The sequence below is a fragment of the Gordonia sp. ALPHA1B1 genome (genome assembly GCF_005502615.1).
Classification (GTDB): Bacteria; Actinomycetota; Actinomycetes; order Mycobacteriales; family Mycobacteriaceae; genus Gordonia; species Gordonia hongkongensis.
Window position 1 is genome coordinate 194,019 of the sequence record NZ_SCOC01000002.1, and the last position, 25,949, is coordinate 219,967.

General features: G+C 68.4%; 22 protein-coding genes and 1 pseudogene. 13 read left to right on the top strand and 10 right to left on the bottom strand.

The genetic code is table 11. From position 1 onward, the window contains the following. Nucleotides 1-57: 57 nt before the first annotated feature. The 4 genes from FFS52_RS02110 to FFS52_RS02125 all read right to left on the bottom strand — a co-directional run bounded on the left by FFS52_RS02110 (nt 58) and on the right by FFS52_RS02125 (nt 4,815). A complete protein-coding gene (locus FFS52_RS02110) occupies nt 58-1,320 on the bottom strand; it encodes a lipase family protein (protein WP_137808654.1) in 1,263 nt (420 codons plus the stop codon). Nucleotides 1,321-1,449: 129 nt separating this feature from the next. Continuing rightward, a complete protein-coding gene (locus FFS52_RS02115; RefSeq protein WP_249356299.1) occupies nt 1,450-2,871 on the bottom strand; it encodes a hypothetical protein in 1,422 nt (473 codons plus the stop codon). 31 nt (nt 2,872-2,902) lie between these two features. Next, a complete protein-coding gene (locus tag FFS52_RS02120; RefSeq protein WP_068969847.1) occupies nt 2,903-4,297 on the bottom strand; it encodes a gluconate:H+ symporter in 1,395 nt (464 codons plus the stop codon). After that, complete coding sequence (locus FFS52_RS02125) at nt 4,297-4,815, bottom strand: gluconokinase (RefSeq protein WP_137808655.1); 519 nt, start codon at nt 4,813-4,815, stop codon at nt 4,297-4,299. Before FFS52_RS02125 ends, FFS52_RS02120 begins: the two co-directional genes overlap by 1 nt. 125 nt (nt 4,816-4,940) lie before the next feature. Between FFS52_RS02125 and FFS52_RS02130 the strand changes: the two genes are divergently transcribed. After that, nucleotides 4,941-5,660 (top strand): FCD domain-containing protein, encoded by a 720-nt coding sequence (locus tag FFS52_RS02130; protein ID WP_137808656.1) that lies wholly within the window; start codon nt 4,941-4,943, stop codon nt 5,658-5,660. On the opposite strand, the gene FFS52_RS02135 is transcribed toward FFS52_RS02130, so the two are convergent. Continuing rightward, a complete protein-coding gene (locus FFS52_RS02135) occupies nt 5,657-6,679 on the bottom strand; it encodes an aspartate-semialdehyde dehydrogenase (protein WP_137808657.1) in 1,023 nt (340 codons plus the stop codon). The two genes, FFS52_RS02130 and FFS52_RS02135, sit on opposite strands and share 4 nt — an antisense overlap. A gap of 34 nt (nt 6,680-6,713) precedes the next feature. Then, entirely contained in the window at nt 6,714-7,979 is a 1,266-nt protein-coding gene (locus FFS52_RS02140; RefSeq protein WP_065630659.1) for an aspartate kinase, read from the bottom strand. Between the two features lie 226 nt (nt 7,980-8,205). On the opposite strand from FFS52_RS02140, the gene FFS52_RS02145 reads away from it, so the two are divergent. Continuing rightward, entirely contained in the window at nt 8,206-9,429 is a 1,224-nt protein-coding gene (locus FFS52_RS02145) for a mannosyltransferase family protein (RefSeq protein ID WP_242697108.1), read from the top strand. A gap of 309 nt (nt 9,430-9,738) precedes the next feature. Here FFS52_RS02145 and FFS52_RS02150 read toward each other — a convergent pair whose 3' ends face one another. Continuing rightward, entirely contained in the window at nt 9,739-10,401 is a 663-nt protein-coding gene (locus tag FFS52_RS02150) for a TetR/AcrR family transcriptional regulator (protein WP_058251062.1), read from the bottom strand. A 121-nt stretch (nt 10,402-10,522) separates the two neighbouring features. On the opposite strand from FFS52_RS02150, the gene FFS52_RS02155 reads away from it, so the two are divergent. From FFS52_RS02155 to FFS52_RS02165, 3 genes are read left to right on the top strand one after another with little or no spacing between them, the layout of a single operon-like run. Continuing rightward, entirely contained in the window at nt 10,523-12,139 is a 1,617-nt protein-coding gene (locus tag FFS52_RS02155) for an MFS transporter (protein ID WP_137808659.1), read from the top strand. 40 nt (nt 12,140-12,179) lie between these two features. Then, nucleotides 12,180-12,758, top strand: a complete 579-nt coding sequence (locus tag FFS52_RS02160; protein WP_137808660.1) for a nitroreductase family protein — start codon at nt 12,180-12,182, stop codon at nt 12,756-12,758. Nucleotides 12,759-12,817: 59 nt separating this feature from the next. Continuing rightward, on the top strand, nt 12,818-13,723 hold the full coding sequence (locus FFS52_RS02165) for a glycoside hydrolase family 16 protein (protein ID WP_137808661.1): 906 nt from the start codon (nt 12,818-12,820) through the stop codon (nt 13,721-13,723). Between the two features lie 98 nt (nt 13,724-13,821). On the opposite strand, the pseudogene FFS52_RS02170 reads toward FFS52_RS02165, so the two are convergent. Continuing rightward, nucleotides 13,822-15,225 (bottom strand): annotated as a pseudogene (locus tag FFS52_RS02170) (MFS transporter). A 357-nt stretch (nt 15,226-15,582) separates the two neighbouring features. Here FFS52_RS02170 and leuA point away from each other — a divergent pair. The 6 genes from leuA (at nt 15,583) to FFS52_RS02200 (ending at nt 22,326) form a co-directional block, all read left to right on the top strand. After that, nucleotides 15,583-17,433 carry a 2-isopropylmalate synthase gene (gene leuA, locus FFS52_RS02175; RefSeq protein ID WP_137808662.1) on the top strand — a complete coding sequence of 617 codons (1,851 nt, stop codon included), beginning with the start codon at nt 15,583-15,585 and terminating at the stop codon, nt 17,431-17,433. A gap of 104 nt (nt 17,434-17,537) precedes the next feature. Continuing rightward, on the top strand, nt 17,538-18,557 hold the full coding sequence (locus FFS52_RS02180) for an LLM class flavin-dependent oxidoreductase (RefSeq protein ID WP_058251059.1): 1,020 nt from the start codon (nt 17,538-17,540) through the stop codon (nt 18,555-18,557). Nucleotides 18,558-18,768: 211 nt separating this feature from the next. Further along, on the top strand, nt 18,769-19,089 hold the full coding sequence (locus FFS52_RS02185; protein WP_137808663.1) for a putative quinol monooxygenase: 321 nt from the start codon (nt 18,769-18,771) through the stop codon (nt 19,087-19,089). A gap of 176 nt (nt 19,090-19,265) precedes the next feature. Then, a complete protein-coding gene (locus tag FFS52_RS02190) occupies nt 19,266-20,459 on the top strand; it encodes an acetyl-CoA C-acyltransferase (RefSeq protein ID WP_068972280.1) in 1,194 nt (397 codons plus the stop codon). Continuing rightward, nucleotides 20,452-21,123 carry a TetR/AcrR family transcriptional regulator gene (locus FFS52_RS02195; RefSeq protein WP_058251056.1) on the top strand — a complete coding sequence of 224 codons (672 nt, stop codon included), beginning with the start codon at nt 20,452-20,454 and terminating at the stop codon, nt 21,121-21,123. Before FFS52_RS02190 ends, FFS52_RS02195 begins: the two co-directional genes overlap by 8 nt. Nucleotides 21,124-21,174: 51 nt before the next feature. After that, the gene (locus tag FFS52_RS02200) at nt 21,175-22,326 is read left to right on the top strand and encodes an acyl-CoA dehydrogenase family protein (RefSeq protein WP_058251055.1); all 1,152 of its coding nucleotides are present in this window, start codon (nt 21,175-21,177) and stop codon (nt 22,324-22,326) included. Nucleotides 22,327-22,409: 83 nt separating this feature from the next. Here the strand turns inward: FFS52_RS02200 and FFS52_RS02205 are convergent, their stop codons facing one another. Next, nucleotides 22,410-23,291 (bottom strand): LysR family transcriptional regulator, encoded by an 882-nt coding sequence (locus FFS52_RS02205; RefSeq protein ID WP_137808664.1) that lies wholly within the window; start codon nt 23,289-23,291, stop codon nt 22,410-22,412. A 103-nt stretch (nt 23,292-23,394) separates the two neighbouring features. Here FFS52_RS02205 and trxA point away from each other — a divergent pair, with 103 nt between their 5' ends. Then, nucleotides 23,395-23,757 (top strand): thioredoxin, encoded by a 363-nt coding sequence (trxA, locus tag FFS52_RS02210; RefSeq protein ID WP_137808665.1) that lies wholly within the window; start codon nt 23,395-23,397, stop codon nt 23,755-23,757. Between the two features lie 75 nt (nt 23,758-23,832). After that, on the top strand, nt 23,833-24,825 hold the full coding sequence (locus FFS52_RS02215; protein ID WP_137808666.1) for an EamA family transporter: 993 nt from the start codon (nt 23,833-23,835) through the stop codon (nt 24,823-24,825). On the opposite strand, the gene FFS52_RS02220 is transcribed toward FFS52_RS02215, so the two are convergent. After that, the gene (locus FFS52_RS02220) at nt 24,814-25,896 is read right to left on the bottom strand and encodes an alpha/beta hydrolase (protein ID WP_137808667.1); all 1,083 of its coding nucleotides are present in this window, start codon (nt 25,894-25,896) and stop codon (nt 24,814-24,816) included. The two genes, FFS52_RS02215 and FFS52_RS02220, sit on opposite strands and share 12 nt — an antisense overlap. Between the last annotated feature and the right edge of the window lie 53 nt (nt 25,897-25,949).

The following is a 25,949-nucleotide window of genomic DNA, read 5'->3' on the forward strand; positions in this document are numbered from 1 at the left end:
ATCCTGCCACTCACCCCGGCGGGCCTCCAGCGTCGAGGAGGTTCGGCCGCGAGCGGCTCACTTCCGGAACTCGGCGAGGACGAACTCCATCCCGGGGACGAATGTGCCGAGCATGGGGACGACATGGTTCACGATCGACTTCGTCAAGATGGGCGGGGTGGGGTCGGTGACGAAGGTGACGTCGGCGCCCTGGGCGCGCCAGTCCGCCACGAGTTGCGCGACCTGGCCGTACGGGATCACGTCGTCGTGCAGTCCGCCTTCGACGAAGACGGGCGCGTTCGGCTTCAGGCGACCGATCCGCTGCTGGCGGACAGCCTCTTGCAGTCCGGGGGATCGTGCGATGAGGGACGACAGTGTCTCGCCGGTTCGGGTCCATGTCTCGACGCGGCGGAAACCGAAGGCCGGGATGATGTCCCCGATGCAGCTGGTCGAGAGCTGTTTCAGCGCGGCTTTGCCGGTGGGGTTGGTCTCTCGTCGCACCACTTCGGCGACGTTCGGATACCGCTCGGTCAGCCCGTTGACAGCGAAGCCGATCGCCCCCGCGATGGTGGTGCCGTCGATCGCGGGGATGACCTTCTCGAGGTCGGCCGGGGGCGCGCCGGCGTAGGTCGCGCGCACGTCCAGTTCCGGTGCGTAGGTCTCGGCGAGTTCGGCGGCCGACGCGGCTGCGCCGCCGCCCTGCGAGTAACCGGCGAAACCTACGGGGGCGTCCTTCGGGGCGCCCGAGATCGCGAGTGCGGCCCGGGCGCCGTCGAGCATCGCCTGACCGGTCTCCGCGCGGTTGACGTAGGTGTGGACACCGGGCGTGCCCATCCCGATGTAATCGGTGAGGAACACCCGCACGCCGTTGACCAGCATGTAGTACATCTCCGGGGCGGTGTAGTTCACCGAGATGCCCGGCTTCATCAGATCCACCGCGAACGGAATGGTCATCAGCTTCGACGGCGCACACTGGTCGCCCTGACCGATGGTCCCGGAGCCGACGACGACGGTCGGTCGCGGTCCCTTGCCGCGCCATGGCGCGGTGGGTTCGATGACGGTTCCGGTGACCGCGGCGGGTCTTCCGTCCTGGTAACGCGAGGTGTACATGACCTTGCGGGCGGTCCCCGGCCACTGACCCGCCATGCCGGGGATCTGGAGCAGCAGCGGACTCGGCTGACTGCGGATCACCGATCCCGGCTCGGACGCGAACCGGGCCGGCGGGGTGTAGAAATCCGCCGCCGCTGCAGTACCGACCGCTGCGGGGGCCAGCGACGCGACGCACGCTGCCACCAGCGCGGCGATCCCGAGCGTCCGTCTCGATGTCCTGCGATGGGTCATGGTTCTCCCCGACTTCCAGTTCATGGCTGTGTAACCTACCGCACAGTAACTTGAGTCAGGTGACTGGTGTCGCTTCCGGGGGCGAATCTTCCGTCGAACGACCGCCGAAAGGTACCGCTGAGACGTGTGTCAGCGGCCCGGCGTCACCTTGAGCATGCGGCCGAGAGTTGCCTGCCACAGCGTTCCGTCGGCCGCGATCGTCCCGGTCAGTTCGAGCGGCTCGTCGAACGGCGCCGTCCCGACCGGCACCGTCGCCACCCGCCGGCCGGTCGCGAAGTCGGTTGCCACGTAGGCGACTTCGCCGAACTGCTGTGGGAGGTTCGGCTGGATCGGGCCATACCCGATCGCGTGGATCAGACCGTCTGCGCGAGACAACTTGGGGAGCGTCGCGATCCGGTCGCCGTTCTCCCATACGCGGCGGCAACCGCTTTCGCCGACATCGATGCGGGTGGCGCCGCCGACGAACGGGGCGTCGGCCGGGACCGACGGACCCCGCAGCGCCATCGGCGGGTACTGGTAGCCGTAGGTGCTCGGGATGACCAGCGAATTGCCCCAGGCCATCGGCGAGTTCTCGGTGCCCGGCCCGGACGTCGAAAAGGCCCGCATGCGGCAGACCTCGGAGCCGTCATCGCTGCGCAGCACGCGGAGATCCGGCGGTTCCGCGTTGTCGACGATGGCGACCCAGCCATCGCCACCGGGACCGAAGTACGTCGGCTCCGTCCCCGAACCCCAGGTGAGCTGTCCGGGTTTGCGTGCCGGCCCCCGGTCATACGCGCGACGCCAGACGACCTCCGGTGCCGCACGCGGGTCCGCACGCATCTCGTACAGCGCGTGCGTCGTCAGGATCGACGCCCCCGATCGCCGGATGGACAGTCCGTTGCCCAGTTCCTCCCCCGCCGGCAGCCGGGTGGCCCGCACGGTGTCATGCCGGTCGACTGTCCCGACCACCCCGCGCGTCGTCGCGAACCACACGCGGCCGTCGAAGTCGGGCGCCAGGCCGGTGATCGCGTCACCCGCCGGTATCGCGTGGTCGACGTCGACCCGATCCTCGACGAACACCCGCCAACCGCTGGCCGTCTTCGCATGCGCGACACGGAGAATCGACCCGGACCCGTCGGCGACGACCACCCGGTCGCGATCGTCGAGATAGCCGTACACGCCGCCGAGCAGTCCGCCCTTCGTCAGCTGCGTCGACGCCAGTGGTTGCGCGGTCCGGGGATCGAAGAGGACGACCGACGGCACCGCGAATGCCGGTGGCGACGATCCGACGAATTGCGTACACAACGCGACGGGCATCCCGTCGCGTCCCACGAACGTTGCCGCGCAGGCGCCGCCCGGGATCGAGGAGCCGGCCAGTCGAGCCCCGCGGCCGGGGCCTCGATGCGCCGTGGAGTCCGTGGAGGCGAGGTCACCGTGCATGAGCGAGGTGTCGCTCGGCCCGAGTCCGGTGCTCGGCGAATCGGGTTGTGCCGCTGCGGGGTACGCGAGCGTCGCCGCCAACGTCAGAACCCCGGTGACCACCGCCGCCCGGACCCGCATCTTCCGTGTCATGAGTGGTCAAGCTACCGCACAGAGGGCCGGCTCAGATGACCAAGCCGAGTGCGAGTACCACGATCAATCCGGTCACCGAGAGGACCGTCTCCATCATCGACCAGGTCTTGAAGGTCTGGCCGACGGTCATCCCGAAGTACTCCTTGACCAGCCAGAAACCGGCGTCGTTGACGTGGGACAGGAACACCGACCCGGCACCGATCGCCAGGACGACCAGCGACAGTTCTCCCGAACCCATCCCGTCGACCAGGCCCAAGATCAGCGACGACGCGGTGATCGTGGCAACGGTCGCCGATCCGGTCGCCAGGCGGATCAGTGCCGCGAGCGTCCAGGCCAGCAGGAGCACCGAGACGTTCGCGCCGGTCGCCCAGTCGGCGAGCAGGGTGCCGATGCCGGTGTCGACGAGAACTTCCTTGAATCCGCCACCCGCGGAGACGATCAGCAGGATGCCCGCGATCGCGGGCAGGGCCGCGCCCGTGCATTTGGAGATCGTCTCGCGGTCCATCCCGGAACCACGGCCGAGGGTGAACATCGCGACGATCACCGCGATGAGCAGCGCGATGAGGGGCGTGCCGAGGATGTCGAGGACCTTGCGCACAGGCTGGTCCTCGTCGGCGATGAAGATCTCGGCGAGTGCCTTGCCCAGCATCAGCACGACGGGCAGCAGGACGCTGAACATGGTGATCGCGAAGGACGGTCGCTTGGTGGTCGGGCCGTCGGACGGATCGACGTCGAAGGTCGTCGGGGCCTCGACCGTCACCCATCGCCCGGCGAGCACGCCGAAGAGCGGCCCCGACACGATGATGGTCGGGATGGCAACCAGCACACCGAGTCCGAGTGTCATGCCGAGATCCGCGCCGAGGGCGTCGATCGCCACGAGCGGGCCGGGATGCGGCGGGACGAACCCGTGCATCGCCGACAACCCGGCCAGTGCGGGAATGCCGATCGGTATCAGGCCGAGACCCGAGCGTCGGGCCACAAGGTAGATCACCGGCATCAAGAGAACGAGACCGATCTCGAAGAACATCGGCAGACCGATGATGGCGCCGACGAGCGCCATCGCCCACGGCAGCATCCGCGGTGAGGCGTGACCGACGATCGTGTCCACGATCTCGTCGGCACCACCGGAGTCGGCCAGCAGCTTGGCGAACATGGCGCCGAGTGCGATCAGGATGCCGACTCCCGCTGCGGTGGTGCCGAATCCGGCGGTGAACGACTCGAGGACCGTCGGGATCGACTCACCCGCGACGATGCCGACGGTCGCGCCGCCGCCCACCAACGCGAGGAAGGGATGGACCTTGGCGATCGTGATCGCCACGACGATGACGGCGATACCCGCCAGCGCCGCGACGATGAGTTGCCAGCCGGGCGCGACCGGCTGCGGCAGATCTGTGCTCGCGGCGAGAATCGTGGTGGTCGGCGACATCAGTTCTCCTCGGCGTCGAGATCGGAACTGTTCGAGAGGGCCTCGACCAGTTCGTCGATGATGGCGTCCACGCTCTGGTCCACGTCGACGGTCAGGCCGCGTTCGTCGGGGGTCAGCTGTTCAAGGGTCTCGAACTGCGAGGCGAGCAGGGCCGGTGGCATGAAATGCCCCGGGCGTGATGCCTGCCGTCGCGAGATGACCTCGACCGACCCGGCCAGATGCGCGAACAGCGTCGTCGGTGCGTGATCACGAAGAAGGTCGCGGTAATGCCGTTTGAGCGCGGAGCAGCTCATGACACCGCCGTCGGCGTGTTCGGCGAGCCAGACGCCGATCGACTCGAGCCAGGGTCGGCGGTCGTCGTCGTCGAGCGGTTCTCCCGCCGACATCTTGGCGATGTTCTCGGCGGGGTGGAAGTCGTCGGCGTCGGCGAACGGCACCCGCAGGCGCTGTGCCAACGCCGCCCCGACGGTCGACTTCCCGGACCCCGACACCCCCATGACGACGATCGGCGATCGCATGTTCACTCCTCACCACGCTGTGCTGCTGATCACGTAGGCTGCCTCAATAGTAATACTTTTGCAAGCCCTCGCGACCATTAAGTACGCACATTTGTCCGTACCTCGATGAATGAGAAGATGAAACGGTGAGTCAGGGCACACGGAGCACAGGCGAGCGGCACGACGAGATCCTCGCGGCCATCGGCCGACGCATCGTCTCGGGAGCGCAGCCGGCCGGCAGCGTGCTGACCCTCGACGCCATCAGCGCCGACCACGGGGTGTCGCGGACGGTATCCCGCGAGGTGATCCGGGTTCTCGAGTCGATGGGCCTCGTCGAATCCCGGCGCCGCGTCGGCATCACGATCCAGCCGCGGACCCGATGGAGCGTGTTCGACGCCCGGCTGATCCGCTGGCGCCTCGACGGCGCCGACCGCGCCGAGTTCCTCGCCACCCTCTCGGAGCTACGACGCGGCTTCGAGCCGGTGGCGGCGGCCCTCGCCGCCGAGCGCGCGAACGAGCACCAGTGCCGCATCCTGGCGGCAGCCGTGTCGGACATGTCGGTACACGGGCGCAACGGCGACCTCGAGTCGTACCTGCTGGCCGACAAGGTCTTTCATCGAACGCTCTTGGAGGCCAGCGGCAACGAGATGTTCCGGTCGCTCACCGGGGTGGTGAACGAGGTCCTCGCCGGCCGCACCCACCACGGAATGATGCCCGCGACACCGAATCCGGTGGCCATCGCACTGCACGACGACGTCGCCAGAGCAATACGCCTCCGCGACCCGGAGGTCGCGGAGGCGTCGATGCGCGCGATCATCACCGAAGCGGCGGCTGCTGTATCGCCCCCGCCACCTGAGGTGCTCTAGACGAGCAGCTCGGCGATCTGAATCGTGTTGAGGGCAGCGCCCTTCCGGAGGTTGTCCCCTGAGACGAACAGCGCGAGACCGCGGCCGTCCGGAACACCCGGGTCCTGCCGGATCCGGCCGACCAGCGAGGCATCCTTGCCGGCGGCGGCCAGTGGCGTCGGCACGTCCGCGAGCTCCACACCCGCTGCGCCACCGAGGATCTCCTGTGCACGTGCCGCCGACAGCGGGTTCGCGAACTCCGCGTTGATCGACAGCGAGTGGCCGGTGAACACCGGCACGCGTACGCAGGTTCCGCTCACGAGCAATCCGGGCAGCCCGAGGATCTTGCGCGACTCGTTGCGCAGCTTCTGGTCCTCGTCGGTCTCACCCGAACCGTCGTCGACGAGCGAACCGGCGAGCGCCACGACGTTGAACGCGATCGGCGCGACGTATTTGTTCGGGGCGGGGAAGTCCACGGCGGAACCGTCGTGCACGAGCTTCTCCGCGTCGCCGGCGACCGCACGCACCTGGGTGGCCAATTCGTCGACACCGGCCAGACCGCTACCCGAGACCGCCTGGTAGCTCGAGATGATCAGGCGCTGCAGACCGGCCTCATCGTGGAGCGGCTTGAGGACCGGCATGGCCGCCATCGTGGTGCAGTTCGGGTTGGCGATGATGCCCTTGGGCGGGTTCTTCGCCAGCTCACCGTTGACCTCCGAGACCACCAGCGGCACATCGGGATCCTTGCGCCAGGCCGACGAGTTGTCGATGACGGTCACGCCGGCCTCGGCGAACCGCGGCGCCTGTTCGCGCGACATGGTGGCACCCGCCGAGAACAGCGCGATGTCGAGTCCGGACGGATCGGCGGTGGCCGTGTCCTCGACGACGATCTCGCCGTCGCCCCACGGCAGCTTCTTGCCCGCCGAGCGCGAGGACGCGAAGAAGCGCACCTCGTCGGCCGGGAAGTTGCGCTCCGCCAACAGGGTTCGCATGACGGCGCCGACCTGACCGGTCGCGCCCACGACTCCGATACGTACCATTACATCTCCCGTCGCTTCGCTCGCCCCGTCACTGCTACCGCCCCGTTCCGGCGTAGACGACGGCTTCTTCTTCGCCGCCGAGATCGAAGGCGGCGTGCAGAGCGCGCACCGCGTCGTCGAGTTCGGTGTCCCGGCACAGCACCGAGATCCGGATCTCCGAGGTGGAGATCAGCTCGATGTTCACGCCGGCCTCGCTGAGGGCCTCACAGAAGGTGGCCGTGACACCGGGGTGCGACTTCATGCCCGCGCCCACGAGCGACACCTTGCCGATGTGATCGTCGTAGAGCAGATCGGTGAACCCGATCTCGGTCTGCAGCTTGGTGAGCTTCTCGACGCCGAGCGGCCCGAGCTCGCGCGGCAGGGTGAAGGTGATGTCGGTCTTGCCGGTGTCGACCTTCGAGACGTTCTGCAACACCATGTCGATGTTGATCTCGGCGTCGGCCACGGCGCGGAACACCCGCGCGGCGTAACCGGGCTTGTCGTCGAGGCCGACGACGGTGATCTTGGCCTCGCTGCGGTCATGTGCGACGCCGGTGAGAATGGCTTCTTCCACGGGGATGTCCTCCATCGATCCGGTCACAATGGTGCCGGGTTTGGTCGAGTACGACGAGCGCACGTGAACGGGAACGTTGTATCGGCGCGCGTATTCGACGCACCGCAGCATCAGCACCTTGGCGCCACAGGCAGCCAGCTCGAGCATCTCCTCGAAGCAGACGGTGTCGAGACGGCGGGCGTCGGGCACGATCCGCGGATCGGCCGAGTAGACGCCGTCGACGTCGGTGTAGATCTCGCAGACGTCGGCCTCGAGCGCGGCCGCCAGCGCGACCGCGGTGGTGTCGGAGCCGCCGCGTCCCAGCGTGGTCACGTCCTTGGTGTCCTGCGAGACGCCCTGGAAGCCGGCGACCAGCACGATCTTGCCCTCGTCGAGTGCGCTGCGAACGCGCCCGGGCGTGACGTCGATGATCTTGGCCTTGCCGTGGCTGCTCGTCGTGATGACACCGGCCTGCGATCCGGTGAACGACTGCGCCTGCGCGCCCATCGAGCTGATCGCCATCGCGACGAGCGAGTTGGAGATCCGCTCACCCGAGGTCAGCAGCATGTCCATCTCACGGGCCGGCGGCGCCGGGTTGACCTGCTGGGCGAGGTCGAGGAGCTCATCGGTGGTGTCGCCCATCGCCGACACGACCACGACGACGTCGTTGCCCTGCTTCTTGGTCTCGACGATCCGCTCGGCGACGCGACGGATGCGTTCGGCCGTTGCGACCGAGGATCCGCCGTACTTCTGCACCACGAGGGCCACGTCGAGTTACCTCCCGCCGGCCAGTGTGCCGGTCGATAGACGTCAACTTGCCGGGACAACCTTACCGGGACCGCCGCGACCGCTCTGACCTGGTCTCCGCCCCACCCGACGGGACCGGACCGAGGTGATCCGCCCTAGGATCGCTCGCGTGGCCTCCCCAACCGACGTCGGTGACACCGGAACCGGTCCCGTCGGTACGAACAGCTACGGCCGTCGACTGGCGTCGATGACCCGCGGCTATTTCGGTCCGCTCGGTTCGTCGCCCGCCGCGGTCCGTGGTCATCGCTGGTGGCTCGACGCTCTCCTCGTCTTCCTCGTCATCCGGGCCGTCGGCATCCTCGTCCTGGCCCGCTTCGCCGATCTCCGCGGCACCACGCTGGGCGACTCCCTGGCGGTCTGGGACGGGCAGTGGATGATCGCGATCGCGACCCACGGCTACGACGGCGTGCCCTACACGCTCACCGACGCCCGGGGTCTGCACACCGTCGACACCGCGTACGCCTTCTTTCCCGGTTACCCGTACCTGGTGGGCTTGATCGCGAAGCTGCCGGGCCTGAGTCCCTTCGGTGCGGCGATCACGGTGAACCTGATCCTGGGATGCGTGGCGGCGATCGGTGCAGCACGTCTCGGAATGGTGTGCGCCCGACTCATGGCACGACGGTCCCCGATCGGCCCGGCACCCGAACGCGGAACCGGACTGTTCCTGGTGGTGCTCTTCGCGGCGACGCCGATGTCGATCGTGCTGAACATGGCCTACACCGAGGCGCTGTTCTGCGCGCTCGCGGTGTGGGCGCTGGTGGGGGTCCTCGAGAAGCGCTGGCTCCTCGCCGGCGTCGTCGCGGGGCTCTGCGGGCTGTGCCGGCCGACGGCGGCGGTCCTGATCGGGGTCGTGATGCTCGCCGCCCTCGTGTTCCTGTGGCAGGCGCGCGGCACCGACGTCCCGAGAGCGGCACGCGTTCGCGCGGTCGTCGCCATCGTCATCAGCCCGCTCGGCTACCTCGCCTATCTCTGCGTGGTGTGGGCGCACACCGGGTCGCCGACCGGGTGGTTCCGCATCCAGACCGAGGGCTGGGACACCCAGTTCGACTGGGGCGTGGCCGCTTTCGAGTTCATCAACGAAATGCTCGTCCATTCGGCCGAGATCGCCCCCGTGGCCACGTCGTGGATCGTGCTGAGCACGCTGGTGATGCTGGGCGTCGCCGTCTGGTCACGGGTGCCGTGGCCGGTCCTGCTCTACGGTTCGCTGCTGGTCGCGCAGATCGTGCTGTCGAGCGGACTGATGATGAGCCGGCCCCGGTTGCTGCTGCCCGCCTTCGTCCTGCTGATCCCGCTGGCGATGGCGCTCGCCCGGATGCGGCCGGTGGTCGCGGGACTGATCGTCGTGCCGATCGTGGTCGGCAGCTCGTGGTTCGGCGCGCACATGCTCACCGTGTTCCCCCACGCCATGTGACAACCGCTTGCCCTGCTCCCCGAGGAGCGCGACCCCTCTACCCCCAAGCGCGACGAGCGGACCCCCTCTGCCCCCAAGCGCGACGAGCGGACCCTCTGCTCCCGAGGTGCGAGGAGCGATAGCGACGAGCCTCGAAGGGCCTGGTGAGATGCCGTGCGAGACCCTTCGAGGCTCGCTACGCTCGCACCTCAGGGAGCAGGAGACGACCCGCTACGCTCGCACCTCAGGGAGCAGGAGACGACCCGCTACGCTCGCACCTCAGGGAGCAGAAAAACCCTTTTCGCTCGCCTCTCAGGGAGCCGAAGGTTGTCACACCGCCGACGCCGCGAATCCCAGGCAGAGGTAGTCGATTCCGGCGTCGAGGCGCGCCCGGGGATCGAGCAGCCGGCCGGCATCGCGACGGCCGGCGAGGCGGGCGAGATGCGACGGGACTTCGACCTCGGACTCCCCCGAGATCACCTCGGCCAGTCCCGCGGACGGCAGCAGGGCGTCGTCGTGAAGCAACTGATCGCTCACCGCGACAAGGGCGACGCCGTGGACGAAGCTCCAGACCGACAGCGCCATGTCGGTGGCGCGTTCGATGCCGACGCCGAGCTCGAGGAATCCGGCCGCCAGCCAGTCGAGGCACGCCAGCGAATCCTCGCCGTAACTGTGCCGGGGCGACGAGTAGGCCAGGACCACCCACGGATGCCGGGTGTAGAGGTCCCAGTCGACGTCGACGGCGATCCCGACCCGTGTCCGCCACTCGGGCGCGGTGTCGACGGGGTACGGGAACCGCCGTCCGACCTCGGTCGACATCGCCTGCAGCAGCGCGTCCTTGTCCTCGACGTGGCGATACAGCGACATGGCCCCGACCCCGAGCTTCTCGGCGACCCGCCGCATCGACAGCGAGCCGATCCCGGCATCGTCGGCCACGGCGATGGCGGCATCGACGATCGTCGCCGTCGACAGTTTCGAGGTGTCGGCCGTCACGTTCTCGTTCCTCCTGCTCAGGGCGGGAATAATCCGATTGCGTACAGCGTACTCATCCCCGTACGCTGACCCGCGTACACCGTACGCGCAGGTAGCTGCCGTCTGCCGCGAAGGAGGAATGATGTCCGCCCAGCTCGACCCGTCGAACCGGCTCCGCCCGACCACCTCGGGTACCGCCGACCGGCGAACGTGGCTGGGACTGGCCGTGCTGACCCTGCCGGTGTTCCTGGTCTCGATGGACGTCTCGGTGCTGTACCTCGCCATCCCGTCGATCACCGATGCCCTCGCGCCGTCCGCAGCCCAGCAGCTGTGGATTCTCGACATCTACGGCTTCCTCATCGCCGGGCTGCTCATCACGATGGGCAATGTCGGGGACCGCGTCGGCCGTCGACGCATCCTCCTCGCCGGCGCCGCCCTGTTCGGCATCGCGTCGGTCATCGCCGCCTTCGCACCCTCGCCCGAGATCCTGATCGCGGCGCGCGCCCTCATGGGCATCGGCGGTGCCACCCTGCTGCCCTCGAGCCTGTCGCTCATCGCCAACATGTTCCCCGACGCCCGCGAGCGCGGGCGCGCGATCGGTGTGTGGACCGCGGCGTTCGCCGGCGGCAGTGCGGTCGGCCCGGTCATCGGAGGCGTTCTGCTGCACCACTTCTGGTGGGGCGTGGTCTTCCTCATCAACGTCCCGGTGCTCGCCGCACTGTTCGTCTTCGGGCCGCGCCTGATCCCCGAGTACCGGGCCGCGACGAACGACCCGTTCGACGTCGTCGGCGTCGTGCTCTCGATGGCCGGAATCCTCCCGCTCGTCTATGCCGTCAAGACGGTCGCGAGCGAAGGCGCCACGACCGGCGTGGTCGTCGCCGGAGTGGTGGGTGCCGCGCTGCTCGTCACATTCCTGCTGCACCAGCGCCGGGTCACGTCACCGCTCCTGGACCTCAAGCTGTTCGGCAATGCGCAGTTCAGCGGAGCGGTCGCCGTTGCGCTGATCGGCATGATGGCCCTCGGCGGCATGTCGTACCTGACCGGCGTCTACCTCCAGTCGGTCATGGGCCACGATGTCCTGGCCGCGGCCATCGCCGGCCTCCCGATGGCCGTCGCGGTGGCGGTGTTCTCCATCGGCGCGACCCGGGTCGCCGCGTTCCTGGGCACCCGGCTGGCCTTCGTCGGTTCTGTCGGCCTGGCCGCCGCAGGCAATCTCGGCATGCTGACCCTCGGCACCTCGACCCCGGTCTGGGTGTACGTGCTGTGCACGACGATCGCGGGCGTCGGCTACGGCATCCAGTTCAGCCTGGTGTCGGTCGTGGTCGTCGGCTCGGTGCCGCCGGAGCGGTCGGGCGCCGCGTCGGGCATCTCGGAGACGAGCTTCGAGCTCGGGACCGCGATGGGCCTGGCCCTTCTCGGATCGCTGGCCACCCTCGTGTTCCGAGACGGCGACCGGGGTTGGTCGTTCGGCGACACCCTGGGCGAGACCCTGCACCGGGCGACCGACATGGGTTCGGCCGGAGAGGGGTTGGCCACCGCCGCGAAGCAGGCCTTCGTCGACGGCATGCACGCGGCGTCGCTGGCGAGCGGTCTCGCGCTCCTTGCACTCGGCACGGTCCTGCTGTTCGTGATGCGCGACGAGCCCACCGATCCGCAGGCCGAGGTCGCCGCGGTGCAACTTCCCGACGGTGCTGATTCGGTCCCGCTCGCTTCGCTCCCGGCGACCGGTCCCGTGGGCGTCGCACGCACCGACTCCTGACAGCGAGCCCGGCGATCGCCGCGCCACTACCCTCGGGCGGATGCACGAACTCATCTCGGGCCGCCGCAGCGCCCGCGGCTACGATCCGTCCTCGACCATCTCGCTCGACGACGTCACCACGATCGTCGACGCCGGGCGCTGGGCTCCCACCTGGGGCCGGGTGCAGCCGGTGCGCTTCATCGCGGGACTGCGCGGCGACCCGACGTTCGACGCCCTCGCCGGCGTCCTGACCCGGGGGAACTCGGGGTGGGCGCCGCGCTCGGCAGCCCTGATCCTGGTCTGTACCACCGATGACCCCGACGACTCGAAGGCCCACACGTACGGAGCCGTCGACTGTGGACTGGCGGTGGCGCAGATGATCCTGCAGTCCGAGGCCCTCGGCTTCAATGCCCATCCGATGGCCGGTTTCGACGCCGAGGCAGCCCGCGACATCTTCGGGATCCCCGCCGACAAACGACCGCTGGTGCTGCTCGGAGTCGGCGCGCTCGCCGACCCGGCGTCCCTTCCCGAGGAGATCCGCGCCCGCGACGAGAAACCCCGCACCCGGCTCCCGCTGTCCGAGGTCGCGTTCGCGGGTCGCTGGGGACATCCCGCGTTCCCGGGCTCCGCAGGCGCCTGACCGGCCGATGTGACGAACGAGGCATATGAGACAGAAGTGACGTGTGGTACTTGTTCTCCATGACTGTCACACCTCAACCTCGAGGACTCCTCCGCCGACTGGCAGCGCACCTCGCGCCCGTCGCCGCCGTCACCGCACTGACAGCCGCGGCAGCACTGTCCGTGCCGGCGGCCGCCCACGCCGACGAGCCGTTCAGCCTCGAATTCGATGGCGCCGCCGGCACTCTCCCGTCGGCGCTGCAGCACGAGACCGGCGCCGGCGGTTGGGGCAACAACGAGGTGCAGAACTACACCGCCGATCGGCTGAACTCGCGACTCGACGGCAACGGCAACCTGCTCATCGAGGCGCGCCGCGCGGCGACCGGCGGCTGGACGTCGGCCCGGCTCACCACCGAGGACAGCTTCGAGTTCACCTACGGGACGATCTCCGCGCGCATCTCCCTGCCGCAGGGTCGCGGGTTGCACCCGGCGTTCTGGCTGCTGGGAAGCGACATCGACTCCGTCGGGTACCCGGCGGCCGGCGAGGTCGACATCGCCGAGACGATCAACTCCTCCGACTGGGTCCACGTGGGCGTGCACGGCCCGACGGCGCTGGGCACCGCGATGGGATCACTCGATCTCTCGCTCGCCGATCTCCTCCCCGGACTGCCGCTGCCGGGGCCGCTCGCCGGCCGCTGGGAGCGGGGCCACGACCTCACCGGCATCGATCCGGGCGACTTCCACGTCTACGCGGTGACCAAGTCGTCGTCGCAGATACGTTTCACCATCGACGGGAACGCGGTCTACACGATCAACCGCTCCTCGCTCACCGGCGACGAACGGTGGGTCTTCGACAAGCCGATGTACGCACTGCTCAACGTCGCGGTCGGCGGCATCTGGCCCGGGCCCCCGTCGTCGACGACTCCGAGCCCGGCAACCATGAAGGTCGACTGGTTGCGCTACACGCCGTCCACTCCCGCTCCCTGAGCTGAGGAGCGCCCGTAGCTTGCGGACGGTGGCAACGACTCCGCCCCGAGCCGACAGGCCCGGGGCGGATTTCTTGTATTTGATTGCGGTACAGTCGTTTACGCGACCGGCACCTGCTCGTCGTCGGTGACCGACGCCCGCATCGTCTTGTCCTTGGTCTCGACGATCTTGATCGTGCACACGACGCTGAGTGCCGACAGACCGGCGAGCAGGACACCCACCCAGATCGCACCGGGACCCGCGATCAGCGGGGCGGCGATCAGCGGCGGGATCGCCCCACCGAGGATGCCGGCCAGGTTGTAACCCATCCCCGCACCGGTGTAGCGGTACCGCGCCTCGAACAGTTCGGGCAGAAGCGCACCGGCCGGACCGTAGGCGATGCCGAAGATCAGCAGCGTCCCGAAGAGTCCGACCACGAACGCGAAGCCGCCGCCGATCTCAAGGATCGGGAACAGCACCAGCGCCCAGGGGATCGCGACGCTGCACGAGGTGAGGATGACCCGGCGACGACCCACGCGGTCCGACCACACCGCCGACGCCGCGGTGGACAGTCCGAACACCACGGCCGCGCCCATCCCCGCGGTCAGCACGAAGGTCCGGGACAGCTCCAGTGACTTGGTGCCGTAGTTCGTGAGGAACGCCGTGCCCATGTAGAACAGCGAGAACAGGCTCGCCAGCGCGCCGCCGGCGATGAGGATCTCGCGCCACTGGTGGCGGAAGGCGTCGAGGAACGGCAGTGCCGGACCGTCGACCACGGGACCGTCGATTGCCCTGCGCTGCTGGGCTTCTCGGAACACCGGCGTCTCCGCGACCGCGAGCCGCACCCACAGCCCGACGGCGACGAGCGCGAAGGACAGGATGAACGGGATGCGCCAGCCGTAGTCGAGGAAGGCCGAACTGGTCTCGCCGAGCGTCAGGCTCGCGATGAGGAACGTCAGGCTCGACAGGAAGAACGCGAAGGCCGGGCCGAGTTGCGGGAACATCGCGTACAGCCCCCGCTTGCCCGGTGGGGCGTACTAGGCGGTGAGAAGCGTTGCGCCCGCCCATTCGCCGCCGACGGCGAAGCCCTGCAGGAACCGCAGGAAGACGAGGAGGATGGGCGCCGCGATGCCGATCCCGGATTCGGCGAAGCCGAACACGCCGGTCTCGTAACCGGGGAGAAGACCGATCGCGACCGTCGCCAATCCCATGATGAGCAGGGTCCACACCAGGGTGCGTTTACGGCCGATCCGGTCGCCGAAGTGACCGAAGAGCATCGCGCCGACCGGCCGCGCGAAGAAGGCCACGGCGAAGGTGGCAAAGGACGCGATGGTCCCGGTGACCTCGTCGGCGGCCGGGAAGAACACGGTCGGGAACACCAGGGCGGCGGCGGTGCCGTAGATGAAGAAGTCGTAGAACTCGATCGTCGTGCCGATGGAACTCGCGGCGGCCACGCGTCGAAGGCTCGTGCGTTTACCCTCCGGCGGTTCGGTCACCGGCGGTTCGGCGGGGATGGTCGTCACTGGCGTTAGCCCTTTCTGCAGACGGCCGCGTCGGGGTGGCGGCTCGAGATCCCGGGCATCATCGGTCCGGGTGCCCCTGTCCGCCGCTCGGATGATTTGGGTCACTCCGGCTGCGCGGTGAGAGGCATGTCATAGTCTGGAGCCCGTGTCGGTGAGGCGGCACCCCCCGAAGAGGGGGACGTCATGACCCGGCCTCACCTGCAGCTTTGGCCACCTCGTCGCCGGGGAGTACAGTCGAGCGCATGCAGCGCGCACTCCTCCTCGGTTGCCGCGGCGGGGTCTGAACCGACCGGCCCTCCGTCGCGGGGCCTCATGACGCGCCGGTCACTTTCCTTCCACACACGGAGAATGACCACCATGGCACCAGCAGACAGCTTCACTTCCGGCGCCAGCCGAATCGTCGAGCCCGCGGGCCCGATTCCCGCCGGACAACCCTCATGGAACCCGCAGCGCAGCTCCGCGATGCCGGTTCATCGTTATCGACAGTTCGCCGACGAGGTCGAGAAAGTGGCGGTTCCCGACCGCACTTGGCCCGACAAGGTCATCACCACCGCCCCGATGTGGTGCGCGGTCGACCTCCGCGACGGCAACCAGGCACTCATCGACCCCATGAGCCCGGCACGCAAGCGCCGCATGTTCGACCTCCTCGTACGGATGGGTTACAAGGAGATCGAGGTCGGCTTCCCGTCGGCCAGCCAGACCGATTACGACTTCGTCCGCGAGATCATCGAAGACGGCGCCATCCCCGACGACGTGACGATCCAGGTGCTGACCCAGTGTCGTGACGAACTGATCGAGCGCACCTTCGACGCCTGCCGCGGCGCGGCCAACGTGATCGTCCACTTCTACAACTCGACGTCGGTCCTGCAGCGTCGAGTCGTGTTCCGCGCGGACAAGGCGGCGATCACCAAGATCGCGACCGACGCCGCACACAAGGTCCTCGAGGTACAGCAGAACTACCCGGACACCAACTGGCGGTACGAGTACTCGCCGGAGTCCTACACGGGCACCGAGCTGAGCTTCGCCAAGGAGGTGTGCGACGCGGTCACCGAGATCATTGCCCCCACCCCGGAGCGCCCGATGATCATCAATCTGCCGGCGACCGTCGAGATGGCCACTCCCAACGTCTACGCCGACTCGATCGAGTGGATGCACCGCAATCTCGCCCGGCGCGACTCGGTCATCCTGAGCCTGCACCCCCACAACGACCGCGGAACCGCCGTCGCCGCAGCCGAACTCGGCTACCAGGCGGGCGCCGACCGTATCGAGGGCTGCCTGTTCGGCAACGGCGAGCGCACCGGCAACGTCTGTCTGGTCACCCTCGGCATGAACATGTTCAGCCGCGGCGTCGACCCGCAGATCAGCTTCTCCGACATCGACGAGATCCGCCGGACGGTCGAGTACTGCAACCAGCTCAACGTCCCCGAGCGTCATCCCTACGGCGGCGACCTGGTCTACACCGCGTTCTCGGGCAGCCACCAGGACGCGATCAACAAGGGCCTCGACCAGATGAAGGTCGACGCCGACAACGCCGACTCCGACGTCGACGACATCACCTGGGCCGTACCGTATCTGCCGATCGACCCCAAGGACGTCGGCCGCAACTACGAAGCGGTCATCCGCGTCAACAGCCAGTCCGGCAAGGGCGGCGTCGCCTACATCATGAAGGCCGACCACGGCATGAACCTGCCGCGGCGCCTGCAGATCGAGTTCAGTCGCGAGATCCAGAAGATCACCGACGGCGAGGGCGGTGAGGTCAATCCCAAGGAGATGTGGGATGTCTTCGCGGAGAACTACCTTCACCCGGTGTGGCCGCTGGAGCGGATGCGCCAGAAGGTCGACGCCGCCGAGGTCGACGGTGGCGACGACCACATCACCGCGGTGGTCAAGGTCGAGGGGAACGAGCGCGAGATCTCCGGTTCGGGCAACGGTCCGCTGGCTGCCTTCGTCGACGCGCTGGGCGCCGTGGGCTACGACGTCCGCGTCCTCGACTACAGCGAGCACGCTCTGACCGCGGGCGGCGACGCCAGCGCCGCGGCGTACGTGGAGACCGAGGTCAACGGCGAGACGGTCTGGGGTGTCGGCATCGCGTCGTCGATCACCACCGCCAGCCTGCGCGCGGTCGTCTCGGCGGTGAACCGCGCTTACCGGGTCACCTCGGTTCCGGTCGCCGACGGCGAGGCCGCCCCGGGCACCTGGGCGCCCTGACCCTCCCCCTTCGAAGACCCGATTCCGTCCCGTCGATCGCGCCGATCGGCGGGACGGAATCGTTCTGACGGGAACAAAACGGACCAGAGTTTCATTTAGAGGGCATGAAGAACATCGGTTTCCTGTCGTTCGGTCACTGGTCGGACGCCCACGGGTCCCAGGTGCGGTCCGGCGCGGACACGCTGCTGCAGTCCATCGACCTCGCGGTGGCCGCCGAGGAGCTCGGCGCCGACGGTGCGTACTTCCGCGTCCATCACTTCGCACGGCAACTCGCATCGCCGTTCCCGTTGCTCGCCGCGATCGGCGCGAAGACCAGTCGCATCGAGATCGGCACCGGGGTCATCGACATGCGCTACGAGAACCCGCTGTACATGGCCGAGGACGCCGGCGCCGCGGATCTCATCTCCGGCGGCCGGCTGCAGCTCGGGATCAGTCGTGGGTCCCCCGAGCAGGTCATCGACGGCTACAAGTACTTCGGCTACGTACCGCCCGAGGGGTCGACCGATGCGGACATGGCGCGACAGCACACCGAGGTGTTCCTGAAGGTCATCGAAGGCGGCGGCTTCGCCACGCCGAATCCCCGTCCGATGTTCCCCAACCCGCCGGGACTCCTGCCCATCGAGCCGCAGTCCCCCGGCCTGCGGGACCGCATCTGGTGGGGCGCCGGGACCCGGGCGACCGCGGAATGGACCGCCCAGCAGGGCATGAACCTGATGAGCTCGACGCTGTTGACCGAGGACACCGGGGTGCCGTTCCACCAGTTACAAGCCGAACAGATCCAGCGGTTCCGCAAGGCCTGGGCCGATGCCGGACACCCGCGTGAGCCACGAGTATCGGTGAGCCGCAGCATCTTCGCCATCGTCGACGACCGTGATCGCGCCTACTTCGGCCGCGGCGGCGCCGAATCCGATCAGGTCGGCGTCATCGACAACAGCGTCGCCCGCTTCGGACGCAGTTACGCGGACGAGCCGGACAAGCTGATCGAGCAGTTGCGCGAGGACGAGGCGATCGCCGCGGCCGACACTCTCCTGCTGACCGTGCCGAACCAACTCGGTGTCGAGTACAACGCGCACGTCCTCGAATCGATCCTCACGCACGTCGCGCCGGCCCTCGGCTGGCGCTGACATCGCGTGACGCCCACCTCGCCGGCCCCGTCGGCCGCGCCGGTCCTCCCGCGCGCAGCCGCTCGGGGCCGGCGTTCTTGCGCCGGGTGCCGAAATCGCCACATCGAGACGCCTCGCTGACCTAACGTCACCGGGGTGTCCGGTGTCCGAGGGACATCACCGACGAATTGTCGCGATACACGCCGAGCCCCACCGCGAACGGAGAGCCCCCATGTCCGAAGTGATCGTCATCGCCACCATCTCCCCCAAGCCCGGAGAAGAACAGGCGGTGCGGGAGGCCGTGCTGGCTGCGATCCCCGAGGTGCACGGCGAGCCGGGATGCGGGAAATACGCGTTGCACGAGGCCACCGGCGACTCGACCGACCTGGTGATGATCGAGCGCTGGGAATCGATGGAGGCCCTCGCGACCCACGGCGCCGCCCCGGCGCTCACCGCGCTCGGCAAGGCGATCGGGGGCCTGCTTTCCGGACCGCTGGACGTCCGGACCTTCACCGCCGTTCCTGCAGGTCAGCCGGACAAAGGCACCATCTGACCCACCGCGACATCTGCCCCCATCCGACCTGTCGGGTGGGGGCTTCGCGCATTTCCGCGGCCAGTGTTGTTGATTCCCCTGCCGGGCGCGTGCTAGACCGGTATAACGATCGTTAGATAAAGTACGCCGCGCGAAGCGGTGCGCTGCGCCGTGACCCGCTCCCGAGAGGAACCCTCATGCCCGAAGCCGTCATCGTCGACGTCGTCCGCCTCGCGTCCGGAAAGGGCAAGCCCGGTGGCTCGCTGTCGGAGACCAAGCCCGTCGAGCTCCTCGCGCATGTGCTGCGCTCCCTGGTCGAGCGCAACGACCTCGATCCGGCACTCGTCGACGACGTGATCGGCGGCTGCGTCGGTCAGGCCGGCGAGCAGGCCCTGAACATCTCGCGGACCGCGCTGCTGTCCGCCGGCTTCCCCGAATCCGTACCCGCCACCACCGTCGACCGGCAGTGCGGATCGAGCCAGCAGGCCGCCCACTTCGCCGCGCAGGGCATCATCGCCGGCGCCTACGACGTGGTGATCGCCGCCGGCGTGGAATCGATGAGTCGCGTCCCGATGGGCTTCACCACCGCCGGGCGCAGCCCCTACGGCCCGAGCATCGAAGCACGGTACCCGGATGGACTTGTCGGACAGGGCATCTCCGCTGAACTGGTCGCCGCCAAGTGGAAGTTCGACCGCGACACGCTCGACGCCTTCGCCGCGCAGTCCCACCAGCGTGCCGCCGCGGCGGCCGGCGAGGGCTTCTTCGATCGCGAGATCCTGCCCATCGACGTCGCTGACGCCGACGGCACGACGTTCACGCACAAGACCGACGAGACGGTGCGCGCGACCACCACTCCCGAGGGCTTGTCGGGCCTGAAGCCGTCGTTCTACAGCGAGGACTTCGCGGCTCGCTTCCCGGAGATCAACTGGCACATCACCCCCGGTAACTCGTCGCCGCTGACCGACGGCGCGTCGGGCGCACTGATCATGAGCGACGTCATGGCCTCGAAGCTGGGCCTGACCCCCCGCGCACGGTTCCACTCGTTCTCGGTCGCCGGCGACGATCCGATCTTCATGCTGACCGCTCCCATCCCGGCCACGCACAAGATCCTCGCGCGCTCGGGACTGTCCATCGACGACATCGACGCCTACGAGGTCAACGAAGCCTTCGCCTCCGTGCCCCTGGCCTGGGCCCACGAGTTCGGCGCCGACCCGGCCAAGCTGAACCCGCGGGGCGGCGCGATCGCGCTGGGCCACGCGCTCGGATCGTCGGGCACCCGCCTGCTGGGCACGCTCGTCAACCATCTCGAGGCGACCGGTGGCCGGTACGGCCTGCAGACCATGTGCGAGGGCGCGGGCATGGCCAACGCCACCATCATCGAACGTGTCTGAGCCGGCCCGGGCGGTTCCCGCCCGGAAATTCACGATCGAGACCGACGGTCTGGACTGGCGGCTGCGCGAACAGGTTCCGCTGCCGGCCACTCTCGTCGCGGCGAAACACGCGTTCTATGAACGCGGTTACCACGGCACCTCGATCCGCGACATCGCCTCGCGAGCGGGGGTGTCGCTGCCGACGCTGTACTACCACCACGACAACAAGCTGGGGATCCTGGTCGAACTGCTCGAGGCGGCGATGACCGCTGTGCTCGCGTGGGTGGGTGCGGCCATCGAGTCCGGACGGACGCCGAGCGAGCAGCTGTCCAACGCGATCGAGTCGATCGTCCTGCACATGACCAACGACGTCGAACTCGCCAGCGTGGCAAGCGAGTTCCGCCACCTCGACGTCGAGGATCCGCGACGGGAGACCTACGTCGCGATGCGGACCGAGACCGAGGAGCTGCTCGCCAGTGTCATCGAGCGTGGCGTCGAATCCGGTGAGTTCCACTTCGACGACGACGTGAAAGACGTGCTGCGCTACCTGTTCGGCGCATGCCAGGCGATCACCACCTGGTACCGCCCCTCGGGTGCCCGGACACCGGCCGAGGTCGCGGCGTCGTATGCGCTGCTCTCACTGCGCGTCGTCGGCGCGCGCGACGCCGACCAGAACGACAACTGACCGACCGACAACTCCTGAACGACGATCGAGTAGAGCAGAAAGGCAGAAGCCATGAAACGCACCATCTTCGAAGACGAGCACGAGGCCCTGCGGGAAACCGCGCGGCAGTTCCTGCAGCGCGAATGCGCCCCGTACACCGAGGAGTGGACGCGAGCCGGTCAGGTCGATCGCATCGCATTCAAGAAGGCCGGTGACGCAGGTCTTCTCGGATTCAACATCCCCGAGGAGTACGGCGGCGGCGGTGCCATGGACGACTTCCGGTTCAACGCCGTGGTGGTCGAGGAGTTCGCGAAGTTCGACGGCGCGGCACCCGGCCTCAGCCTGCAGAACGACGTCGTCGCACCGTACTTCGTGCACCTCGCCAACGACGAGCAGAAGAAGCGCTGGATGCCCGGGATCGCCACCGGCGAGACGATCCTCGCCGTCGCGATGACCGAGCCGGGCGCTGGCTCCGACCTGGCGGGCATCAAGACCTCGGCCAAGCTCGAGGGCGATCACTATGTCCTGAACGGCAACAAGACGTTCATCTCGTCGGGCATCAACTCCGACCTCGTCGTCGTGGTCTGCCGGACCAACCCCGATCCCGAGGCGGGCCACAAGGCGTTCTCGCTGCTCGTCGTCGAGCGCGGCATGGAGGGCTTCGAGCGCGGTCGCAAGCTCGACAAGATGGGCCTCAAGGCCCAGGACACCGCCGAGCTGCACTTCAACGACGTGCGCGTGCCGGTCGAGAACCTGCTCGGCCAGGAGGGCATGGGCTTCTACCACCTCATGCAGAACCTGCCGTCGGAGCGGCTGTCGATCGGCATCGGCGCCATCGCCGGTGCACGTGCGATCTTCGACGAGACCCTGCAGTACACCAAGGACCGCAAGGCCTTCGGTCGTCCGATCGGCACCTTCCAGGCGAACCGCTTCAGTCTCGCCGAGATGGCAACCGAGCTCGACATCGCCGAGGTCTACATCGACCGCTGCCTGCAGGGCGTCCTCGATGGTGAACTGAACGCCGTCGACGCCTCGAAGAACAAGTGGTGGTGTACCGAGCTCGCCAAGCGGGTCATCGACAGCTGCCTCCAGCTGCACGGCGGCTACGGCTACATGAACGAGTACCGGGTTGCCCGCGCCTACACCGACGCTCGTATCCAGACGATCTTCGGTGGCACCACCGAGATCATGAAGGACATCGTCGGCAAGAGCCTCGGCGTCTGAGTCCAGCGATCGATCACCGACAACCCGGGGCACACGCCCCGGGCTGTCGGCGTATCCGGGCCCGCTCAGGTGGCGTCGGGCCGTCAGCCCTGTTCGGCACCCACCGCACGCAGGTGATCGACGACCTGCTGCACGGCCGCCCGCGAACGCGGCCGGGCCAGCGCCTCGTAGACCCGTGCGGCGCGAACTCCTTTGAGCACCAGTCGTTTCACCTCCGGGTGCCGGACCGCGAAACGCGGCATCAGCGCGATGCCGTGGCCGTGGGCCACGAGCGCCTCGATGGTGGTGAAGTCCAGCATCCGCTGTGTCACCCGGGGCGCCACCCCGGTCGCCGCCGAGATCGATTGCAGCACATCGTCGACCGGGAAGCCGCCCTCGACGCTGATCCAGTCGTGGTCGGCGAGTTCGGCGACCGCGACCTGGTCGCGCACGGCGAGTTCGCTGCCGGCGGCGACGATCACGTCGACGGGTTCACGCATCAACTCGGTGACGCGGACCCGCGGGATGTTGATCGCCGGGGTCCGTTCGTCGCGGTGGGTGACCACGACGTCGTGATCGGCGAGAGCCGGTGCCGCGTCGTGGTATCCGACGTCGAGGTGGACCGCGTGTACGTCGATGCCCGATGCGGTGGCCCGCTCCAGGACCGCCGGCAGCAGCAGGGTCGCACCGGACGGGAACATCGCCAGGCGGACCCGGGTCTTGCCCGACCGATACGACGACATCTCCTCCTGCGCCCGATCCACCGCCGCGATCACGTCATCGGCGCGCAGTACGAGCGCACGCCCCGCCTCGGTCAATCGGATTCGGCGGCCATCGGGTTCGAACAACGCGACACCGGCCTCCTCTGCCAGGACCTTCAGCTGTTGCGACACCGCCGACGGGGTCATGTGCATCGCCTCGGCGACCGCGCCGATCGACTCCCGGTCGGCGAATTCCCGCAGCAGCCGCAGACGCCGGACTTCCATGCGACAACGGTACTCAGGCCCACGTCGTCGTCAGGCGGTGCCGTGGGTCACGGCATGACCCTCGGGGTGGAATGTCCGAGCGGTCCGATCCGTTGGTGGGGGCATGGCATCACAAGACATCACCCTGGAAACCGTCGAGGACACCATCGCCTCGGACGGCATCGTCCTCCTCGACTTCTGGGCCGGCTGGTGCGGCCCGTGCCGGCAGTTCGCGCCCGTCTTCGAGAAGGCCTCCGAAGCACACTCCGACATCGTGTTCGGCAAGATCGACACCGAGGCCGAGCAGCAGCTCGCCGGCAGTCTCGGAATCCGTTCCATCCCGACGCTCATGGCATTCCGGGACGGGATCCTGGTCTTCAACCAGCCCGGTGCACTACCTGCGGCTCAGCTCGAGGAACTGATCGGCGCCGTCGAGGGGCTCGACATGGATGACGTGCGGGCGAAGGTCGCCGCGGCACAGGAGTAACCGTTCAGAGAAACTGAATGGTTATTCCGGTTAAATTCGATTGTCCTTCACATCGTCCACGCCGACGATGGGGCCATGTCCACTCGTGATCGCCTCCTCGCGTTGTTCGTCGTCCTGCTCTGGGGACTGAACTTCATCGCGATCCGAGTCGGGCTCGACCACTTCCCGCCGTTCTTCCTCGCCGCGATGCGATTCGCGGTGATGGCGATACCGGTCATGTTGTTCGTGCGGTTCCCGAAGGTGCGCCTGAAGTGGTTCCTGCTGTACGTCGCCGGCTTCGGCAGCGTGCAGTTCATCATGCTGTTCCTCGCCATGGATCTGGGCATGCCGACCGGGCTCGCCTCGCTGGTCCTCCAGACCTCGGCGCCCTTCACGGTCATGCTCAGCGTGCTGTTCCTCCGGGAACGGATGACCGCCGGGCAGATCCTCGGCCTGGCGGTCGCGGTTCTCGGCATGGCGGTCATCGCGATCGACCGGATGCGCGGCAGCGACCTCGGCGTGGCCGCTCTGCTCCCGATCGGTCTCACCGTGCTCGGTGGTCTGAGCTGGGCAGCGGGCAACATCGGGGGCAGACTCGCCCGTCCCGACGACTCCTTGCGGATGACGTTGTGGATGGCCGTCGTCGCCACTCCGCCGCTGTATGCGGTGAGCCTGATCGTCGAGGGACCATCCGCCGGCTTCGACGCGCTCGCCACACTCGGTACCGAGAGCGGACTGCGTGCGCTCGGCGGACTCGCCTATCTCGCGATCTTCGGCACCGTCATCGGTGCGGGTCTGTGGACCACCCTGCTCGGACGCAACGACGCGAGCCGGGTCTCGCCGATGTCGCTGCTCGTACCTGTCGTGGGGATCTCGGCCGCGTTCTTCGTGCTCGGCGAGGTCCCCAGCGTCGGGGAGATCGTCGGTGCGGTCATCGTCGTCGCGGGGTGCGCTGCCGGGGTGATGGCCCGGCCGAGAGCCCGTAGGCGCTCGATCGTTCCAAGTGCCACCCCGGCGCCGGCCGATTCCGTGTCGGCGGTGACGGGCGCTCGGGCGGGCGCCGGAACACCGGTGCGCTCAGGCGGCTGAGCTGGACCCGGCCGACGGAAGGGCCTCGCGCACCACCGCGCACAGACGGTCGACCGCGGCCCGGGCCCCCGGACTGATCAAGGTCATGTTGACGAACCCGTGGATCATCGCGCCCTCTCGCCGGACCGTGACCGGCACGCCGGCCTCCTCGAGCCTGCGCGCGTACGCGAGGCCCTCGTCACGCAGCGGGTCGAAGCCGGCGACCATGACATGCGCGGGCGGGAGACCGCTGAGATCGTCGGCAAGCAGTGGCGAGCAGCGCGGGTCGCTCCGCTGCGCGGCGTCGGGCAGGTAGCGATCGGTGAACCAGTCGATGCCGTCGGCGGTGAGGAAGTACCCCGACGCGAACTCCCGGCGCGAGGGTGTGTCGGCGGCCTGGTCGGTCACCGGGTAGATGAGCAGCTGGAAAGCCGGGGTGACCGCTTCGCCACGGACCTCCCGGGCGACGACGGTCGCGAGATTTCCGCCCGCGCTGTCACCGGCGACGACGATCCGCGCCGGATCGAGACCCCACCGCGGCGCCACCTCGACAGCGAAGCGCCACGCCGCCACCGCGTCCTCGACGGCCGCGGGGAACGGGGCGTCGGGGGCCAACCGGTAGTCGACGGAGAGCACGTCGAGGCCGGTGCCATGTGCCAGACGCCGGACGAAGGTGTCGTGGCTGATCCGGCTGCCGGTGACGAAGCCGCCGCCGTGGAAGTAGACGAGCAGCCCGGCCGAGTCGGTGGTGGAGCGATACCGGGTGGCCGGGATCGGGCCGGCGGGTCCGTCGATGACGAGGTCCTCTTCCACCGCCATGGGCGGCAGCGCCTCGGCCATGGCGGCGCCGACCTCGTCGGTCTGCGCACGCGACTGCGCCACCTCGCCCTGGAAGGGGTTCAGCCCGGGCACGTTGTCGTTGGCCCAGCCGATCGCGGCAAGCTCGGGGGCGACCCGCTCACCGTCGGAGTTGACCGGTGCCCGTCGCCCCAGAACGGTCAACGCTCCGGCCGGGATTCGTGCGACGGCGAGCAACAGTCCGCGTTGCACTCGGGCGGGCAGGGACAGGCGCAGATGGGTGTCGCGACTCACAGCCGCCGAGCCTACGCGGCGTCGGCGCACGGCACGACCACTCCCGTCGGATC

Coding starts and splice junctions, on each gene's coding strand:
- FFS52_RS02110 (WP_137808654.1), bottom strand. CDS start 1,320: ATGACCCATCGCAGGACATCGAGACGGACGCTCGGGATCGCCGCGCTG.
- FFS52_RS02115 (WP_249356299.1), bottom strand. CDS start 2,871: ATGACACGGAAGATGCGGGTCCGGGCGGCGGTGGTCACCGGGGTTCTG.
- FFS52_RS02120 (WP_068969847.1), bottom strand. CDS start 4,297: ATGTCGCCGACCACCACGATTCTCGCCGCGAGCACAGATCTGCCGCAG.
- FFS52_RS02125 (WP_137808655.1), bottom strand. CDS start 4,815: ATGCGATCGCCGATCGTCGTCATGGGGGTGTCGGGGTCCGGGAAGTCG.
- FFS52_RS02135 (WP_137808657.1), bottom strand. CDS start 6,679: ATGGTACGTATCGGAGTCGTGGGCGCGACCGGTCAGGTCGGCGCCGTC.
- FFS52_RS02145 (WP_242697108.1), top strand. CDS start 8,206: ATGACCCGCGGCTATTTCGGTCCGCTCGGTTCGTCGCCCGCCGCGGTC.
- FFS52_RS02155 (WP_137808659.1), top strand. CDS start 10,523: ATGTCCGCCCAGCTCGACCCGTCGAACCGGCTCCGCCCGACCACCTCG.
- FFS52_RS02160 (WP_137808660.1), top strand. CDS start 12,180: ATGCACGAACTCATCTCGGGCCGCCGCAGCGCCCGCGGCTACGATCCG.
- FFS52_RS02165 (WP_137808661.1), top strand. CDS start 12,818: ATGACTGTCACACCTCAACCTCGAGGACTCCTCCGCCGACTGGCAGCG.
- leuA (WP_137808662.1), top strand. CDS start 15,583: ATGGCACCAGCAGACAGCTTCACTTCCGGCGCCAGCCGAATCGTCGAG.
- FFS52_RS02180 (WP_058251059.1), top strand. CDS start 17,538: ATGAAGAACATCGGTTTCCTGTCGTTCGGTCACTGGTCGGACGCCCAC.
- FFS52_RS02185 (WP_137808663.1), top strand. CDS start 18,769: ATGTCCGAAGTGATCGTCATCGCCACCATCTCCCCCAAGCCCGGAGAA.
- FFS52_RS02190 (WP_068972280.1), top strand. CDS start 19,266: ATGCCCGAAGCCGTCATCGTCGACGTCGTCCGCCTCGCGTCCGGAAAG.
- FFS52_RS02200 (WP_058251055.1), top strand. CDS start 21,175: ATGAAACGCACCATCTTCGAAGACGAGCACGAGGCCCTGCGGGAAACC.
- FFS52_RS02205 (WP_137808664.1), bottom strand. CDS start 23,291: ATGGAAGTCCGGCGTCTGCGGCTGCTGCGGGAATTCGCCGACCGGGAG.
- trxA (WP_137808665.1), top strand. CDS start 23,395: ATGGCATCACAAGACATCACCCTGGAAACCGTCGAGGACACCATCGCC.
- FFS52_RS02215 (WP_137808666.1), top strand. CDS start 23,833: ATGTCCACTCGTGATCGCCTCCTCGCGTTGTTCGTCGTCCTGCTCTGG.